We start from the raw sequence: 16997 nt of genomic DNA, 5'->3' as shown, positions 1-16997 counted from the left end.
CGCTGTGGCACCACACTCAAATGCAAGCGCATATTTATGTCAAGTCAAAAATATACAAATCAATATTCTATATTAACTTGGATATTATACAGTCTATTATTTACTGTGTCAATCACATAGAAATCGGCCTGTCAATACAATTTCAAAAATATTATTAAATATGATATATTTACCCGCATTAATGAGAAAGCATCACTGCTTCACAAGCTTTTTTCAAAGAATCCATATCCGTCATCTGATTGATCTCATTTCTGAACCTGGCACTTCCGGGCATTCCGTAAGTATACCACGAGACATGTTTTCTCATTTCTCTTATTCCGATATATTCGCCTTTATATTTAAGCTGAAGATCCGCATGTCTTATCACAGTGTCGTAAACTTCCTCAGCACTTGGTCTGTCACACGCTTTGCCGGTCTCAAAAAAGCTCTTTATCTCCCTAAAGATAAACGGATTACCCTGCGCGGCTCTCGCAACCATTACTCCGTCACATCCTGTCTCTTCGAACATCCTCTTTGCGCTCTCACCGTCTGTGACATCTCCGTTTCCGATAACGGGAATCCTGACTGCTTCCTTCACTTTTCTGATGATATCCCAGTCAGCAACACCTGTATAATACTGCTCCCTTGTCCTTCCATGAACGGCAACGGCCTCCGCTCCGCCTTCCTGCGCCGCAAGAGCACATTCCACAGCATTTATACTGTTGTCGTTAAATCCTTTTCTGATCTTAACCGTGACAGGTCTGTCAGAAACTCTGACAAGAGCGGCAACTATCTCCTCAATGAGCTCAGGCTTTTTCATAAGTGCAGAGCCTTCCCCGTTACTTACAACCTTGGGAACGGGGCACCCCATATTTATGTCAAGGATGTCATATGGTCTGTTCTCGATCATTCCCACGGCTTCCTGCATTACAGCAGGTTCAGATCCAAAAAGCTGCAAAGACACCGGATGCTCATCTTTGTGAATTTCTATGAGCATATCCGTGTTCCTGTTCTTGTAGATTATGGCCTTGGCGCTCACCATCTCCATACATACAAGCCCCGCGCCCATTTCATGGCACAGAATCCTGAAAGGCAGATCCGACACTCCCGCCATAGGCCCCAATATTATATTGTTCTCCAAAGTTACGTTGCCAATCTGCAACTTACCGTATCCGGGCATCAGTCATCTTCCCCTAAAAGTTCACTCGGATCTTCGTGAAGCACGTAGATTCTGTAGTACAATCCAAGAGCCTCAAAGAGGTCCTGTCTCTTTCTTCTAACTTCACTGACAAGAAGTCCCGCTGTGATCTCATCGTATGTGATATCTTCTTCATCAGCATTTGTCTCTATGCTGATGCTTCCGTCTTCCTCAAAGAGTATGGTGAATATGCCGCCTGCCTCCTGAGTAAAAAGAACACTTATAATATTGAGTTCTTTTTTTATACTTTCAGGAATCCCTCTGAATAAAGGATTGAAGTAATACTTAAGCTCATAAGCATTTGCTCCGCATAGAACAACTCTTCCTCCTGCATTTTCCTCAAACACACGACCTTTATTGGTCTTATCCATCTTATCTATATGAAGATCTTCTTTTCCGTTGTCTTCACGAAATTCTTTTTTGTACTCTTTTTCAAAATCGGTCTCGCTGCTCTTTTCCTCAGTATACTCTTCCGAAAATTTGGGTCTGCTGCCGATTTCTTCATTATATTCTTCCGCAAAGCCCGACTCTGAGCCAAACTTCTTACTAAATTTCTCAAAAAAACCTGCCATCTATACTAAATTCTCCATTTATTATTTTCTTCTGTTCTTGTCATAAAGAACCTTAAGTCCTTCAAGTATAAGTATCGGATCGTAGATGTCGATCTCGTCGGTCTCATTTGATATCAGTCTTCCGAGTCCGCCGGTCGCTACAACCTTCATTTCAGGCATGCCTGCCTCATTTTTCATCTCTTGTATTATATACTTGGTCTGTCCTATCTGTCCGTAAACAAGACCTGCCTGCATACTTGAGATGGTCTCTTTTGCAAGAATGCTCTTTGGCTTTGCTATCTCTATCTCGGGAAGCTTCGCCGTATCCTGCCAGAGCGCTTTTGCAGATATTCCGATTCCGGGAGCCACAACTCCCGCAAAGAATTCGCCCTCTGCGTTCACTGTAACGTATGTTGTCGCAGTTCCGAAATCAATTATCATAACAGGTCCGCCGTAAAGCTCAAAGGCTCCCACAGCACCCGCAATAAGGTCAGGACCTATCTCTCTTGGATTATCGGTTGCGATCTTAATTCCCGTCTTGATTCCGGGGCCTACGATATAAGGTTTTTTACCTATATATTTCTCTATCGCATTGACAAGAGCGTGCATCGTCTTAGGCACAACGCTTGCGATCATTACACCCTCTATATCATCTGTTGTAACTCCGTTGGAATTAAGCAGTGTCAAAAGATTAATCCCGAACTCATCTGAAGTTCTGGGCATCTGTGTAGTCATTCTAAAAGAGCTGACAAGCTCATCCTGCGAAAAAACGCCAAAAGTAATATTGGTATTTCCCACATCAATTACAAGAATCATATTGTCCTCCGTTCATAATCACACATATCCGTACAATCCGCGCACAGATACTTCACCCGCGTTTATATGCATGACGTTTCCGTCAGAAGTCCTGACTTTGAGTGCACCATCATCCCCTATTCCCAGGGCAACAGCTTCGTATTCTCCCTTGTGATCAATGATCTTAACCGTCCTGTCTCTGTTTATGAGTCTATCCTCATATTCTCCCTTTAAAAGAGACAGATCAAAGGTCTTCTCAAATTTCTCATAATTCTCTTCAAATCTCTTCATACAGGCCGCCACAACGCTTGACCTGTCGACCTTGAATCCAGTCTGGGTATAGATCGATCCCGCAATATCTTCGATCTCCTCCGGAAAAGAATTCATATTGGCGTTGATTCCGACTCCGATAACCACGTTGTTGATGGTATTATCGTTATTCATATGTAGTTCCGTCAGTATTCCACAGATTTTTTTGCCCGCGATAACTACGTCGTTGGGCCACTTTATCTGTGGGAAATCAGCGAACTCCTCGTTGTCTGCAAAAAGATCTTCCACACCCTGAGCTATTGAAAGCCCCATTATAAGTGTAAGCACCGATATCTTGTCAGGAGGTGCCGTCGGGCGCACAAGAAGGCTCATTGCGATATTACTGCCTCCGGGTGTCTCCCAGCTTCTTCCTCTTGAGCCCCTGCCGCTTGTCTGTACATCGGCAACGACAAGTGTTCCGTGCGGTGCACTCTCTTCTCCGAGTATCTTTGCATCATCATTTGTAGATTCCGTTACTTCTTTAAAAATAAGGTTTTGGGCAGCCCATTTGGTATCGAGCTGCCCCCTTATATTTTCTGCATTCAACATCATTCATTTCCCTTAATTGTTGCAAGCATCACAGCCTTGATAGTGTGCATGCGGTTTTCTGCTTCATCAAACACAATTGACCTGTCTGACTCAAACACTTCATCTGTAACTTCCATCTCATCAAGGCCGAACTTCTCCTTGATCTCTCTTCCGATTACCGTATTGAGGTCGTGGAATGAAGGAAGGCAGTGCATAAATACGCTCTTTTCTCCCGCATTCTTCATGATATCCATAGTAACCTGATAAGGATGAAGGTCTTTTATCCTCTCCTCCCAGATACTGTCGGGCTCACCCATTGAAACCCAGATATCTGTGTAAACAATGTCTGCTCCCTTTGTTCCTTCAATGGGATCTTCGCAGAAATTGATGGAAGATCCTGACTTGGCAGCGATCTCCTTACATGTATTTACAAGTTCCTCTGAGGGGAAATACTTCTTATTTGATACAACGGTAAAATCTAGACCGAGCTTAGCACAGACAACCATGAGTGAATTACCAGTGTTATATCTCGCATCACCTAAGTAAGCAAGGTGAAGTCCCTTAAGTTTGCCGAAGTGTTCCTTGATAGTCAGCATATCTGCAAGCATCTGTGTAGGATGGAACTCATTTGTAAGTCCGTTCCATACAGGAACTTTACTGTACTTTGCAAGAGTCTCAACAATCTCCTGGTCAAAGCCTCTGTACTCGATTCCATCGAACATACCTGCAAGAACTCGTGCAGTATCGGCGATACTCTCTTTTTTGCCTATCTGAGAGTCTGTTGGATTGAGGAAAGTAGATCCCATTCCAAGATCCGAAGCTGCTACTTCAAAAGAGCATCTGGTACGCGTACTTGTCTTCTCAAAAACAAGGGCAATATTCTTTCCTCTGAGTTCATCGTGAAGAATACCTTCTTTTTTCTTTCTCTTAAGCTCTGCTGCAAGATTGATAAGATATTCAATCTCCTCGGCAGTGTAATCAAGAAGTTTCAAAAAATCGCGTCCTTTTAAGTTCATGTAATGCTCCTCCGTTCAGGTATTTTATGTATGCACTATTATTACACTCTGCCTTTATATTGTAAATAAGGGACTGCATTTCTGCAATCCCTCATAATATCACCAGAATACATGCTCACCGATGATAATTCCCTGTCGTCCGTTGATTCTTCTAAAGTGAAGTGCGGAACCTACGGTAGTTTCACCGTTAAGCGCTGCCTGAGCAGCCTGATAATTCATATCATATATTTTTCCACTGTCATAAACTTTGGCAACTGTACCGTTAAGTGCCGGTGTGAACTGACCCGATGCATAGATAACACCATAAATCGTGTCGGGATAAGCACCACTCTTAACTCTGTTCATAACAACCGCTCCGACTGCAACTCGGCCATCGTATGGCTGATTGCCCGCCTCGCACTGAATAAGTGCTGCAAGAAGTTTAAGTTCATCGGGACTTGCCTCCATTGCACCTCTGTTCTCTCTAAGTTCAGGTGCTGTGGCAGCCGCTCTGCCCTTCTTATGATTCTCACGAATCTTGATCGCTGCCATGGATTCACCCTGGTCGATCTTGAAATCGGTAGTTACATAATCGGACTGAACATAACCCTTTCGGTCATTATAATCTACAGCTATCCATCCGTTACCCAGATCTTCGATCATATCTACGAATGTCTTTTCAGAAAGAACACCGATAACATCTGCTGAATCGGAATCTCCCGATCTGACATTAAGTGCACTGCTCTGACTCGTAACGATCTGCTTTCCTACTTCGGATGCAAGTTTCTCGGCGTCATCTTCAAACAAAAGATTCTTATCTTCCGTCCATCCGATAACATCGCCGGAACTGATCTTAGTCCATCCGTCTTTTCTTTCTAAAATTTTACCGCCACAATCCTTGTAAAGAACACCGACCTTGTTGCTGTCCTCATCTGATGCAGCATCAGGCGATGATAAAATGTAAGTAGCTTCCGCTCCTTTTGACATTACAAGCTTGCTCTCTTCATTTGTACTCGAAGATGCAGCACTTGTGGCTTCGGAGGATCTTGCGAGATTCCCAAGTACTCTAGCTTCCGTTGAATTGTCGTCAACACCAAGAGGCGCTATAGGACTGACAATATTTGATATTCCTGCCGAACGGAGACCTTCACCCGCACGACTTCTGAGTGAACTTCTCTTAGCCTCTGCTGTTATTCCTTGGGAGATAAAAATTACAAAGATCAAAGCCCAAGTAAATACAGGCTTCAACACCTCCGAGAATAACTTCATAACTCTATTCATTCGTTTGCTTCCTATAAAATAACCTTAAAAATTTGTTTCGACTTGTTAACGTCTGCAAAACACTGTAGTAGAGATATTAGCAAATATATCTTTTTTTGTCAAATTTTGTACTTTTTCTCAGCTTGTTTTTAGAGACTCTTACTCTTCTCAATGCAGGCGGTTACTGCATTCATCACGGTTCCTCTAAAACCGTTTTCTTCAAGAACATGAACAGCTTCAATTGTTGTTCCCGCAGGTGAACATACCATGTCTTTTAATTCACCCGGATGCTTACCGGTCTCAAGTACCATCTTGGCACTTCCGAGAACAGACTGCGCAGCGAACTCATATGCCTGTTTTCTGGGCATTCCGCCCTCTACAGCTGCATCTGCCATAGCTTCGATGAATAAGAATACATATGCAGGTGATGAACCGCTCACTCCTACAACAACGTCCATAAGTGATTCGGGTACAGTGTATGCTTTTCCGAAGCTTCCAAGCAGCTCTTTTACAAAACTGTAGTCATCATCGCTAACAAGGTCGTTCCTGCAAACTGCCGAACATCCCTCAAGTACGAGCGCCGGTGTGTTGGGCATAACTCTAATTATCTTAACGGGCTTCTCAAACTCATTCTGAAGCCACTTTATTGTCTTTCCGGCTGCGATGCTGACAATCAGCTTGCTATCATCAACGCTGTCCATGATATCTGCGATAACAACCTTTAAATACTGAGGCTTAACAGCAAGAATGATTATGTCAGCCTCCTTTGCCACGGCAGCATTTGAACTGCGTGTCTGAATCCCGTATTTAGAGGCAACCTTTTTGCATGTTTCTTCTGTAGCCGCTGTTCCTATGATCTCACTCTGTTCCAAAAGTCCCTTGGCAAGTACTCCTCCGATCATAGCCTTTGCCATGTTTCCGAGTCCGATAAAACCTATTGTCATTTTCTTTATTTCCTCCTCTGTCTTGATGCTTCAAATGTTAGTATTGCCGCGGATGTAGCGGCATTCATGGATTCTACCTTGCCTTTCATCGGTATCAGAACATATTCCGACGCTGCATCGGCAGTCTCCTTGGATAATCCGTTGCCTTCGTTGCCTATAAGAAATGCCGTAGGCTCCGTATAATCGAATTGGTCATAATTCTTTTTCCCTTTAAGGTGCGCCGCATAGGTCTTAATGCCCAATTTCGAGAGTTTCCCGATAAATGCGGGGACATCATCCACGTACATAAAGGGCATTCTGAATATCGAGCCCATAGTTGAGCGGATTACCTTGGGATTATAAACGTCGGCAGAGCCCCTGCTGAATATAACCCCCGTTACACCGGCGCCCTCCGACGATCTCAACATGGTTCCCAGATTTCCGGGATCCTGAATATTCTCAAGTATGAGTAAAAGAGGCTTCTCATCCCCCAATTCTTTATATCCTTCGAGAACCTCTTCCTCTGAATAATTATACATACCGACTACCGCCAAAACTCCTTGCGGTGTCTGCGTTCCTGCCATCTTCTTCATGACTTCGGCAGTTACTGTCTCAACTCCGTATCGCCAGAGGATCTCTTTGTCTTCCTCAGACGCGTCATCTAAAAATTTCTCGGTCACATATACTTCTCTGACCTGAAGTACCGGAGCTTCTCTCAGCATTTTCATGCCTTCTATGACAAAAACCCCGCTTTCTTTTCTGGCCTTACTCTTTTGTATATAGCTTACAACTTTACGTACACGTTCGTTGCTCAGACTCTTTATCATATGTACCTCTTCTATTCACTTTATACACACTTATTCATAATAGCGTGTATAAACAGTATAGCACATTAAAAGAATTTATATCACAATAGTCACGATATAACGTGATTCTGCAACGCGCGCTTCATATAAACCATCGTATTTTTTGACAACATCCTTGATATTCTGAATGCCAAAACCGTGATTATCCTTGTCTTCCTTGGTAGTAAAACGGCCTTCTTTCACGGGCGGAAGCTTTTTAAGAGTTGTATTGTTACTTATAAGTATGCCTGCTTTGTCACCGACATTTTTTACTTCAACACAAACCTCACGAACAGACTCATCAAGTGCTTTTGATGCCTCAATTGCATTCTGAAGAACATTGTAAAAAATCGTGCAAAAATCAAAATCAAGGATGTCTTCTCTTTTTCTGAGAACTCCCTCGTATTCAAATTTGATCTTAGCTTCTTCCATATTCTTGGCAAGTTCATTTATGACCGCATCAACAGCCTTGTTTCCTGTGTAATTCTTTATTCCCGAACTTGCAAGCTTAGCATCGATAGCCTTCAGATACTCCATTATCTTTTCATCTTTGCTATCCATGGCAAGTTCCGAAAGTGCCGTTACATGCGCCTTCATATCATGTCTGAACTTTCTGATCTCATCATAGTCTTTTAAAAGGCCATCAAAATACGCCGCCTGCGACTTTACCACATACTGATATCTGATCTCACGTTCTCTCATGCTGATATTCTTTTTAATGATATAGCTCTGCCAAAACATGACTCCGATAAAAAGAAACATCACAAGAAACAACGAAATGCACATTTTTAAATACTCTGACGAAGAAAGTTCTTTTCCCATGCCCATATCTTTCAGGGGCGGAATAATCAATACCATTCCAAAGAAGAACACAAATATCATTCCCCACTGAGCTGTCTGAATTGTGTAGCGAACTTTTTTTCGTATTAAAATATTAACTATTCCATGATAAAGAATTACCACTAAAATAGCACAAATCTTTGCGTTAAGTGCCCCCCACTCCAGCCTCTTTAAAAGAACTTCATTTCCGAATCCAATAGTCGATGCAAATAATCTGATCACCTGTGTCAGCGAATCCATGATTATCCACGACAAAACGACATACAATACTCCTTTTAGTCTTTCTCCTCTTTGGATCAAAAAAACAAAAAAGAGCATAAAAACATTAGGTAGCGCGTAGCATATATCCGCACCTTTGCCCATTTTAAAACCAAGACCGCATAAAACTGAAGCAGTCGCGATCAGTGCAAAGACCGAATATTTTCTGCGCGTTATATGTATGTCAAATACATATATCAGGCAAAAATAGTACTTAAGCATATCCAATATACAGTAAACTACTACAGCAATACTCTCGTTCATTTTTTCAACTCACCCAACAGATAATCATTGTAACCTTTTCTCACTTTTTCCCTGTAACTTCTACCTATCCTTATTGCCGATCCGTCTTTGAAACATACCGTTTCGCCGGTAATATTTTTGATATGATTCAGATTGACAATGTAGGATCTGTGCACCCTCAAAAAAGGCATACCTCCGAGTTTCTTCTCGCATTCCTTGAGTGTGCACGTTATTATTTTTTCGCTATCTCCAAGATATAAAATCGCGTAATTAGAATCCGACTTAACGTATACAATGTCTGATTTCTTATAAAAAACCGAACCGCTATAATTTGGAAAATCTATAAAAGAATCATTTTTCTTGTTCTCATATGCCTGATCGAGATATTTACAAATTTTATCTTTATTAACAGGTTTTTGAACAAATCCTCTCGTTTTATAACCAAAAGAATCCCATACCGCTTCAGAATGAGCGGAAACAAAGACAATGCAATGGATATTCTGCATCTTTTCAGCCTTATGCATTACATTAAGGCCGTCAATGCCCTCCATCTCAACGTCAAGAAAAAGCAAATCAATGGATTTATCGTGCTCATTAATCACTTCTTCGCCGGAAAAATAAGAACTAATCTCGTAATTGATACCTTTGTCAGCAAAATGCTTCTCGCATATTTCCATGATCTTGCGATGACATTTCGGATCGTCGTCGCATATACCAACACTAAAATTCACCATATTGCCACCTCCCAAATTTACTTGAGAAAGCTCATTGATACTATACTAACATATAGTGAATACGCCTACAACGTTCACAACAGCAATTTTTGACCACTAGTTTTTATGTCATTTACACAAAAAATATGTCATTTACTAAATCATTCTTTTCTTTTTTTCGACAATATTATACTCTAACACAAAGAATTATTTTTTCGAGGGGAAAAAGGAAAGGGGAAACGGACAAAGACCACAATGATGTACTATTATGATATTTGGGATTGGATCTCAGGACATTGATCTTTCCCAAAATAAAACCACGAAGGGCTGTAAGAGTATTCTTACTCATGCGGCTCTTCGTGGTTTTATTTTATTATGATTTTATTCTTATTTTTTATGCTTGTACTTCCATAAGCATCTGTCCCACAGTCTTCTTGAAGACCGGATGAACAAGTTGCGAACTTATCTCAGCAAGCGGTTTAAGTACAAATTCCCTATTCTGCATATCTGCATGAGGAATCGTAAGTCTTTCGCTCTTCATTACAAGATGATCGTACATGATTATATCAAGATCGAGAGTTCTCGGTCCCCAGTGTACATCTCTGACTCTTCCGAACATTCTCTCAACATCATGGATCTTATCAAGAAGCTCTTCGGGAGTGTAAAGAGTTTTTATTTCAAGAACACCGTTCAAAAAATCTTCCTGATCTTCATTTCCATATGGTTTGGTTGTAATAAATTGCGACTGCTTACATACTCGTATAAGCATGTCTTTCGACAGTTCGCTAATAGCTCCTGTCAGGTTCTTTTCTTTTTCTCCCATATTGGAACCGATTGACAGGTACGCCGTATGCCATCCTCTTGTAATGTCAACAGACACGTAGCTCAGAGGAAGGCCGATAGGTGCCCATGGCTTTTTTACCTCTACATCTACTTTTTCAAGAATAGGAAAACTGATAAGTATCTCTTCAGCAAGTTCCTCACTCACAGTCTCTATAAGTCCAAACGTATTGTCCTTAACATAATCATATATGAGATGACATACCTCATTGTAATCCACGGATAACTCCATATCGTCGCAAATTCCGGCTTTTCTCGTATCCAGATACAGATTGGCGGAAATGAGAAATTTTTGCCCAAGTGTGTTTTCTTCTTTTAAAAGTCCGTGATTAGCGTAAATCTCGAGATCAACAATCCTAATGCAATCCATACTTTCCCCTCCTTCTCTATCCACAGATACTGTCTGCAACAGTAAGTGCACGTTTGTTTGCAAGAACATCATGCACTCTGAAAATTCTGCTGCCATACTCTCTTCCGAGAACATTGAGAGCTATCGTTCCTTCTTTTCTCTGATCAACTTCAAGGCCTGTTATCTTGCCGACTATCGACTTGTTGGATATCCCCAAAAGCACCGGATATCCCAAACTCTTAAGTTCTCTTATAAGAGAAATACACCAGATATTTTCTTCAAGATTCTTGGCAAAACCAACTCCCGGATCAAGGATAATATTTTCATCCTTTACGCCGTTTTCCGTGGCTATCCCTATTCTCTTTATCATATCTGCAATTATTTCCCGGTTAAAAGTATCCCTGTCCATGCTTATTATCCTGTCGGATTTGTTATGCATGATACATACCGGAATGCCTGCGTCAGCAACTACTTGTGCCATATGATGCTCGGGATCGTCGTAATAATCAAGTCCCCAAATGTCATTTATCATATCTGCACCGCATGCTATTGCCGCATCTGCAACCTGCCATTTATAGGTATCAACAGAGACAGGCACATCAAATCTAGCTTTTATCGCCCCGATTACAGGCTCGATTCTTTCTACTTCATCCTGCCACGATATCTTAGTATATCCCGGCCGTGTTGATTCTCCTCCTACATCTATAATGTCTGCGCCGTCTTTTATCATCTGCTCTGTCTGTAAAAGCGCGCTATCCACATCGAAGTATTTTCCACCGTCCGAAAAAGAATCGGGAGTGACGTTCAAAATTCCCATGATCAGCGATTTACCCGCGTCAAGATCAAAAACTCTTTTCCCTATCCTCATTTTCTCCCCCGTCAATTTTTTAACAGATCATTTTAAAAAAAGTGTCTCTTAAATCCCGGTCGTTCTCAAAGCAGCCTCTCGCTGCAACTGTGACAGTCTTACTTCCGCTTTTCTTTATTCCTCGCATAGAAACGCACATATGCTCAGCCTCTACATAAACTATAACGCCTTTTGTCTTGAGATTCCCGGCAATAGCATCGGCAATCTGTCCCGTCATCTGCTCCTGAATCTGGAGCCTTCTTGCAAATACCTCAACTGTTCGTGCCAGCTTACTGATGCCGACAACTTCATCTACCGGAACATACGCGATATGCACCTTACCAAAGAACGGAAGAAGATGGTGCTCGCACAAAGAATAAAATTGAATATCTTTCTCAACGATCATTCCGCTGTCCGTGACAGGGAAAGTTTTCTCAAGATGTCTTTCGGCACTATCCTCATATCCCGAAAGAATCTCTTCATACATTCTTGCCACTCTGTCCGGAGTATCCTCAAGCCCCGGTCTCGCAGCATCTTCCCCAATCCCTTCAAGCAACAATCTGACTGCTTTCTCAATCTTTTCTTTGTTGATCATTTCTCCACCCACATATATTTTGTTTATAATCCACCAACAAGGCTAGTACATTACGCTTTTGCGGTCAATCCCTATCGAGTAAACAACAGATTTTTTTCGTGAACGAATAAATTGTTACTTTTTTGCATATATGAAACCCCTTACCGAATTAACCGATAAGGGGCAAACCTACTATCTATTTTGTTTTTCATCAAAGAATACGAGCGATCTCATACATGTACTCATTGATATTCTTCTTCATTGCAAGAGCTTCATCAATATCATAATCTACGAACTGACCGTTTCTGTAACCAACAACTCTGTTAGTCTTGCCGGCAGCGAGGATGTCTGCGGCATAGCATCCCATCATAGATGCATAAACACGGTCCTTACATGTAGGGCTTCCGCCTCTTTGCATGTATCCGAGGATTGTTGCTCTTGTCTCAAGACCTGTAGCAGCCTCAATACGACGGGCCATTGATGTTGAGTGACCGATACCCTCAGCATTTACGATGATATGGTGTGTCTTACCCTTCTTACGATTATCAATAATGTTGTCAATAATACGCTGCTCGTTGTAATCATACTTCTCAGGAAGAAGTATATCATCTGCACCGTTGGCAATCGAGCACCAAAGAGCGATGTATCCGGCATGACGTCCCATAACCTCAACAACGCTTACTCTCTCGTGAGATGATGATGTATCTCTGATCTTATCTATAGCACTCATAGCGGTGTTGATAGCTGTATCAAAACCTATTGTGTAATCTGTGCATGAAATATCAAGGTCGATTGTTCCGGGGATACCTACTGTGTTGATACCCTGCTGAGAAAGTTTCTGAGCTCCGCGGTATGAACCGTCACCACCGATAACGACTATACCGTCAATGCCGTGCTTACGGCAGATCTCAGCGCCCTTAGCCTGTCCCTCGGGAGTTGTGAATTCCATACAACGTGCTGTTCCAAGAACAGTTCCGCCGCGCTGAATGATATCGGATACGCTTCTTCTGTCCATATCCTCAATCTCTTCATTGAGAAGTCCCATGTAACCTTTTTTGATTCCCTTTACCTTGAGACCGTTCGCAAGTGACTTACGTACAACTGCTCTGATGGCTGCGTTCATTCCCGGTGCATCGCCACCACTAGTCAGTACGCCGATTGTTTTGATCTGCTTTGCCATAATTATTTCCTCGATTTCTATAGATTAAACCCTAAAAGTGCCAAACGTTACATTTGACAATTTATTGACATACTCTTTTCATATATTAGAGCAATTTTTTTTAAAATGCAATGATTGGCGCACCGTTTTCATAATTTTTTTTATTTCTTATGTTATAATTTTTTCATCTGAAAAACAGGGAGTAGTACTATGGCATTTTCGCATCTTCACGTCCACACAGAATACAGTCTTTTGGACGGTTCCAATAAAATTAAAGAATATGTTAAGCGCCTTAAAGAGCTCGGCATGACCTCAGGAGCCATTACAGATCACGGCGTCATGTACGGTGTTATTGACTTCTATAAAGCATGCAAGGATGCAGGAATCAATCCTATCCTTGGTTGCGAGGTATACGTTGCACCCGGCTCCAGGTTCGACAAAGAAACCGGAAGCATGGACGAGCGCTATTATCACCTCGTTCTTCTTGCCGAGAACAATACAGGTTACGCCAATCTCTCGCACATCGTAAGCCGCGGCTTTACCGAAGGCTATTATTACAAGCCCCGAGTTGATATGGAGCTTCTTGAGCAGTATCACGAAGGGCTCATCTGCCTCAGTGCCTGTCTTGCAGGTGAAATCCCCCGCAATATCATTAAGGGAACTCCCGCTAAGGCAAAAGAGGCCGCTTTGAGACTCGACAACATATTCGGACACGGCAATTTTTTCTTAGAGCTGCAGGATCACGGAATTCCGGCTCAGAGAACGGTGAACAGTGCCCTTCTGTCTCTTTCGCAGGAGCTTGATATCCCTCTTGTCGCAACAAACGACTGTCACTACACTTATGCGGATGACGCGGAGGCACACGACCTTCTTCTCTGTATCCAGACGGGCAAAAAAGTTTCCGACGAGGACCGTATGCGCTATGAGGGCGGTCAGTACTACGTAAAGAGCGAAGAGGAAATGAGAGCTCTTTTTCCATATGCACAGCAGGCAATTGACAACACCGCGAAGATTGCGGAAAGATGTAATGTCGAGATCGAGTTCGGCGTTACAAAGCTCCCTCATTTCGAGGTTCCGGAAGGATATGATTCCTGGACGTATCTAAATAAGCTGTGTCTTGACGGACTTAATGAGCGTTATCCCGGTGATGACGGCACTCTTAAGAAAAAGCTCGACTACGAACTTGGCGTCATCAAGAGGATGGGCTATGTCGATTACTTCCTTATTGTATGGGACTATATCAACTACTGCCGCGAAAACGGCATTGCAGTCGGTCCCGGAAGAGGTTCTGCCGCAGGAAGCATTGTTTCCTATTGTATGCATATAACAAATATCGATCCTATCAAGTATGATCTACTCTTCGAGCGTTTCCTTAACCCGGAACGTGTATCCATGCCCGATATCGATGTGGATTTCGAGTACGAAAGAAGGCAGGACGTTATTGACTACGTCACCGAAAAATACGGTGCAGATAAAGTTGTACAGATCATAACCTTCGGTACGCTCGCCGCAAAAGGTGTTATAAGGGATGTCGCCAGAGTAATGGATCTTCCCTACAGCTACGGCGATCAGATTTCCAAGATGATCCCAAACGAGCTCAACATGACACTTAGCAGAGCTCTTGAGATGAATCCCGAGCTTCGAAGCAGGTACGAGTCTGAAGAAACAGTCCACAAGCTTATCGACATGTGCAAGAAGCTTGAAGGTCTCCCGAGGCACACTTCGATCCACGCCGCCGGAGTCGTTATCTGTCAGGCTCCCGCAGAAGACCTCGTTCCGCTCTCGCGCTCGGCCGAAGGAAATATCACAACTCAGTTCACCATGACAACCATAGAAGAACTGGGACTTCTTAAGATGGACTTTTTGGGGCTTCGCACCCTTACTGTAATCAAGGACGCCGTCCGCTTTGCAAATGAATCTTTGGGCTCCAAGAAAGGCGATGCCAACTTCATAGATATTGATAAAATAGACTACAACGATCCCGCAGTACTTGCTCTTATAGGCAGCGGTAAGTGCGACGGTATATTTCAGCTTGAATCCGGCGGAATGCAGGCTTTCATGAAAGAGCTCAAGCCCAAGTCTCTCGAAGATATCATCGCGGGAATTTCCCTGTACCGTCCGGGCCCGATGGACTTCATCCCGAAGTACATTTCAGGAAAGAACGATGCCGGTTCTATCAGCTATCTCACACCTGAGCTTGAGCCGATTCTTAAGCCGACTTACGGTTGTATCGTATATCAGGAGCAGGTTATGCAGATAGTTCAGCAGCTCGGCGGCTATACCTTAGGCCGTGCCGACCTTGTTCGTCGTGCCATGAGTAAAAAGAAACAGCACGTAATGGAGGTTGAAAGAGCCAACTTCGTAAACGGAAATCCCGAAGAGAACGTTCCGGGTTGTGCTTCAAAGGGCATTGCACCTGAAATCGCAAATGCGATCTATGATTCCATGATGGACTTTGCAAAGTATGCTTTTAATAAATCCCACGCTGCCTGCTACGCGGTTGTCGCGCTTCAGACGGCATGGCTTAAATGCTATTATCCCGTGGAATTTATGGCAGCTCTTATGACTTCCGTTATTGATAATCCCGGTAAGGTTTCGGGATATATTATGAGCTGCAGGAATATGAATATTACTCTCCTTCCGCCTGATATCAATGAAGGTTTTGAAGGTTTCTCAGTAACTGAGATTGGTGCAGATGAAGGCGATTTAGTTAATAATACTACCGGTAGCGCTCCCTCCAAGAAGAAAGCTATCCACTACGCCCTTACAGCAATCAAAGGCGTCGGCTATCCGGCTATCGCCGCTATTGTAAAAGAGCGTTCGGTGCGCGGGAAATTCAAGGATATAAACGACTTCCTCACCCGCATGCAGGGCAAGGATACCGATGTAAACAAAAGAGCTATTGAGAACTTTATAAAAGCAGGTGCCTTCGACAGTTTCCCCGGTACGAGAAAGCAGCTAATGACTGTCTATGCGCAGATCATGGACCGCCTGCATAACACCGGAAGAAACTCAATGGCAGGACAGATGACTCTTTTCGACATAGTAAGCGAAGATGACAAGAAGCAGTACGAAGTTCCGCTTCCCGATGTAGGCGAATTCCCGAGGGAGCTCCTTCTCGAATTTGAAAAAGATGTCCTTGGAATCTACGTTTCAGGCCATCCTCTCGATGATTACATTTCGATGTGGAAAAAGAGAATCTCGAATACCACTGCAGACTTTTATCTGGACGATGAAACGGGCGAGCCCGCGGTAAGAGACAACGAAAAAGCAATCATCGGCGGCATCATAAGCGATAAGAAAATCAAATATACAAAGAACGATCAGATCATGGCTTTTCTTACCGTCGAAGATCTTGTCGGAAGTATCGAAGTAATCGTATTCCCAAAGACCTACGAAGCAAACGCACCGCGCCTTGACGCAGATGCCAAAGTCTTCATCGAAGGCCGCGTTTCAGTAGAGGATGACCGCGACGCCAAACTAATCGCGCAGAAAGTTACTCTTTTTGATGAGATACCAAGGACTGTGTGGCTAAGATTTGACAACAAGAATGCTTATGAAGAAAAAGATCCGGAACTTAAGCGCATCATCGCAGACTCCGACGGACGCGATGAGATCGCGATATTCTTAAAAGACACCAAGCAGATCAAGAAACTCGGACGCTCCGCTACGATAAAAGCAGATAAGATGATGATCGAGCGCTTGGAAGAGCTCGCGGGAAAAGACAATGTGCAGGTAGTATAAGAAATTAAGGGAATGCCGATTTCAGCATTCCCTTTTTACGTCTGATA

Annotated in this window: 15 protein-coding genes; 1 reads left to right on the top strand and 14 read right to left on the bottom strand. The window is 42.9% G+C overall.

The window, feature by feature from the left end:
• Positions 1–178 precede the first annotated feature (178 nt).
• The 14 genes from dusB to pfkA all read right to left on the bottom strand — a co-directional run bounded on the left by dusB (position 179) and on the right by pfkA (position 13227).
• Complete coding sequence (gene dusB, locus T356_RS0105155; protein WP_026513574.1) at positions 179–1159, bottom strand: tRNA dihydrouridine synthase DusB; 981 nt, start codon at positions 1157–1159, stop codon at positions 179–181.
• Positions 1159–1749 carry a DUF6145 family protein gene (locus T356_RS0105150; RefSeq protein ID WP_242846556.1) on the bottom strand — a complete coding sequence of 197 codons (591 nt, stop codon included), beginning with the start codon at positions 1747–1749 and terminating at the stop codon, positions 1159–1161. Before T356_RS0105150 ends, dusB begins: the two co-directional genes overlap by 1 nt.
• 21 nt (positions 1750–1770) lie before the next feature.
• A complete protein-coding gene (locus tag T356_RS0105145; RefSeq protein WP_026513572.1) occupies positions 1771–2544 on the bottom strand; it encodes a type III pantothenate kinase in 774 nt (257 codons plus the stop codon).
• 18 nt (positions 2545–2562) lie between these two features.
• Positions 2563–3381, bottom strand: a complete 819-nt coding sequence (locus T356_RS0105140) for a biotin--[acetyl-CoA-carboxylase] ligase (protein WP_051563159.1) — start codon at positions 3379–3381, stop codon at positions 2563–2565.
• On the bottom strand, positions 3381–4376 hold the full coding sequence (gene argF / locus T356_RS0105135; protein WP_026513570.1) for an ornithine carbamoyltransferase: 996 nt from the start codon (positions 4374–4376) through the stop codon (positions 3381–3383). The genes T356_RS0105140 and argF overlap by 1 nt, the downstream gene beginning before the upstream one ends.
• Before the next feature lie 99 nt (positions 4377–4475).
• Positions 4476–5636 carry a cell wall hydrolase gene (locus T356_RS0105130; protein WP_026513569.1) on the bottom strand — a complete coding sequence of 387 codons (1161 nt, stop codon included), beginning with the start codon at positions 5634–5636 and terminating at the stop codon, positions 4476–4478.
• A gap of 128 nt (positions 5637–5764) precedes the next feature.
• Entirely contained in the window at positions 5765–6559 is a 795-nt protein-coding gene (gene proC / locus T356_RS0105125) for a pyrroline-5-carboxylate reductase (RefSeq protein WP_026513568.1), read from the bottom strand.
• A 5-nt stretch (positions 6560–6564) separates the two neighbouring features.
• Positions 6565–7365, bottom strand: a complete 801-nt coding sequence (locus tag T356_RS0105120; protein ID WP_026513567.1) for a TrmH family RNA methyltransferase — start codon at positions 7363–7365, stop codon at positions 6565–6567.
• A 75-nt stretch (positions 7366–7440) separates the two neighbouring features.
• A complete protein-coding gene (locus T356_RS0105115; RefSeq protein ID WP_026513566.1) occupies positions 7441–8745 on the bottom strand; it encodes a sensor histidine kinase in 1305 nt (434 codons plus the stop codon).
• Positions 8742–9458 carry a LytR/AlgR family response regulator transcription factor gene (locus T356_RS0105110; RefSeq protein WP_026513565.1) on the bottom strand — a complete coding sequence of 239 codons (717 nt, stop codon included), beginning with the start codon at positions 9456–9458 and terminating at the stop codon, positions 8742–8744. The genes T356_RS0105115 and T356_RS0105110 overlap by 4 nt, the downstream gene beginning before the upstream one ends.
• A gap of 373 nt (positions 9459–9831) precedes the next feature.
• The gene (gene folK, locus T356_RS0105105) at positions 9832–10647 is read right to left on the bottom strand and encodes a 2-amino-4-hydroxy-6-hydroxymethyldihydropteridine diphosphokinase (protein ID WP_026513564.1); all 816 of its coding nucleotides are present in this window, start codon (positions 10645–10647) and stop codon (positions 9832–9834) included.
• A 16-nt stretch (positions 10648–10663) separates the two neighbouring features.
• Positions 10664–11494 carry a dihydropteroate synthase gene (folP, locus tag T356_RS0105100; RefSeq protein WP_026513563.1) on the bottom strand — a complete coding sequence of 277 codons (831 nt, stop codon included), beginning with the start codon at positions 11492–11494 and terminating at the stop codon, positions 10664–10666.
• A gap of 19 nt (positions 11495–11513) precedes the next feature.
• Positions 11514–12068: a GTP cyclohydrolase I FolE gene (folE, locus tag T356_RS0105095; protein ID WP_026513562.1), complete on the bottom strand. Its 555-nt coding sequence runs from the start codon at positions 12066–12068 to the stop codon at positions 11514–11516.
• A 190-nt stretch (positions 12069–12258) separates the two neighbouring features.
• Complete coding sequence (pfkA, locus tag T356_RS0105090; RefSeq protein ID WP_026513561.1) at positions 12259–13227, bottom strand: 6-phosphofructokinase; 969 nt, start codon at positions 13225–13227, stop codon at positions 12259–12261.
• A gap of 189 nt (positions 13228–13416) precedes the next feature.
• Between pfkA and T356_RS0105085 the strand changes: the two genes are divergently transcribed.
• Positions 13417–16950: a DNA polymerase III subunit alpha gene (locus tag T356_RS0105085; protein ID WP_026513560.1), complete on the top strand. Its 3534-nt coding sequence runs from the start codon at positions 13417–13419 to the stop codon at positions 16948–16950.
• Positions 16951–16997 lie beyond the last annotated feature (47 nt).

This window comes from Butyrivibrio sp. LB2008 (assembly GCF_000621565.1).
In the GTDB taxonomy this organism is placed as follows: domain Bacteria; phylum Bacillota; class Clostridia; order Lachnospirales; family Lachnospiraceae; genus Butyrivibrio.
This window is presented reverse-complemented; position numbering and strand designations above follow the sequence as displayed.

Bases quoted from the DNA above. Each gene is read 5' to 3' on its own strand.
- dusB (WP_026513574.1), bottom strand. From the start codon at position 1,159: ATGCCCGGATACGGTAAGTTGCAGATTGGCAACGTAACTTTGGAGAAC.
- T356_RS0105150 (WP_242846556.1), bottom strand. From the start codon at position 1,749: ATGGCAGGTTTTTTTGAGAAATTTAGTAAGAAGTTTGGCTCAGAGTCG.
- T356_RS0105145 (WP_026513572.1), bottom strand. From the start codon at position 2,544: ATGATTCTTGTAATTGATGTGGGAAATACCAATATTACTTTTGGCGTT.
- T356_RS0105140 (WP_051563159.1), bottom strand. From the start codon at position 3,381: ATGTTGAATGCAGAAAATATAAGGGGGCAGCTCGATACCAAATGGGCT.
- argF (WP_026513570.1), bottom strand. From the start codon at position 4,376: ATGAACTTAAAAGGACGCGATTTTTTGAAACTTCTTGATTACACTGCC.
- T356_RS0105130 (WP_026513569.1), bottom strand. From the start codon at position 5,636: ATGAATAGAGTTATGAAGTTATTCTCGGAGGTGTTGAAGCCTGTATTT.
- proC (WP_026513568.1), bottom strand. From the start codon at position 6,559: ATGACAATAGGTTTTATCGGACTCGGAAACATGGCAAAGGCTATGATC.
- T356_RS0105120 (WP_026513567.1), bottom strand. From the start codon at position 7,365: ATGATAAAGAGTCTGAGCAACGAACGTGTACGTAAAGTTGTAAGCTAT.
- T356_RS0105115 (WP_026513566.1), bottom strand. From the start codon at position 8,745: ATGAACGAGAGTATTGCTGTAGTAGTTTACTGTATATTGGATATGCTT.
- T356_RS0105110 (WP_026513565.1), bottom strand. From the start codon at position 9,458: ATGGTGAATTTTAGTGTTGGTATATGCGACGACGATCCGAAATGTCAT.
- folK (WP_026513564.1), bottom strand. From the start codon at position 10,647: ATGGATTGCATTAGGATTGTTGATCTCGAGATTTACGCTAATCACGGA.
- folP (WP_026513563.1), bottom strand. From the start codon at position 11,494: ATGAGGATAGGGAAAAGAGTTTTTGATCTTGACGCGGGTAAATCGCTG.
- folE (WP_026513562.1), bottom strand. From the start codon at position 12,068: ATGATCAACAAAGAAAAGATTGAGAAAGCAGTCAGATTGTTGCTTGAA.
- pfkA (WP_026513561.1), bottom strand. From the start codon at position 13,227: ATGGCAAAGCAGATCAAAACAATCGGCGTACTGACTAGTGGTGGCGAT.
- T356_RS0105085 (WP_026513560.1), top strand. From the start codon at position 13,417: ATGGCATTTTCGCATCTTCACGTCCACACAGAATACAGTCTTTTGGAC.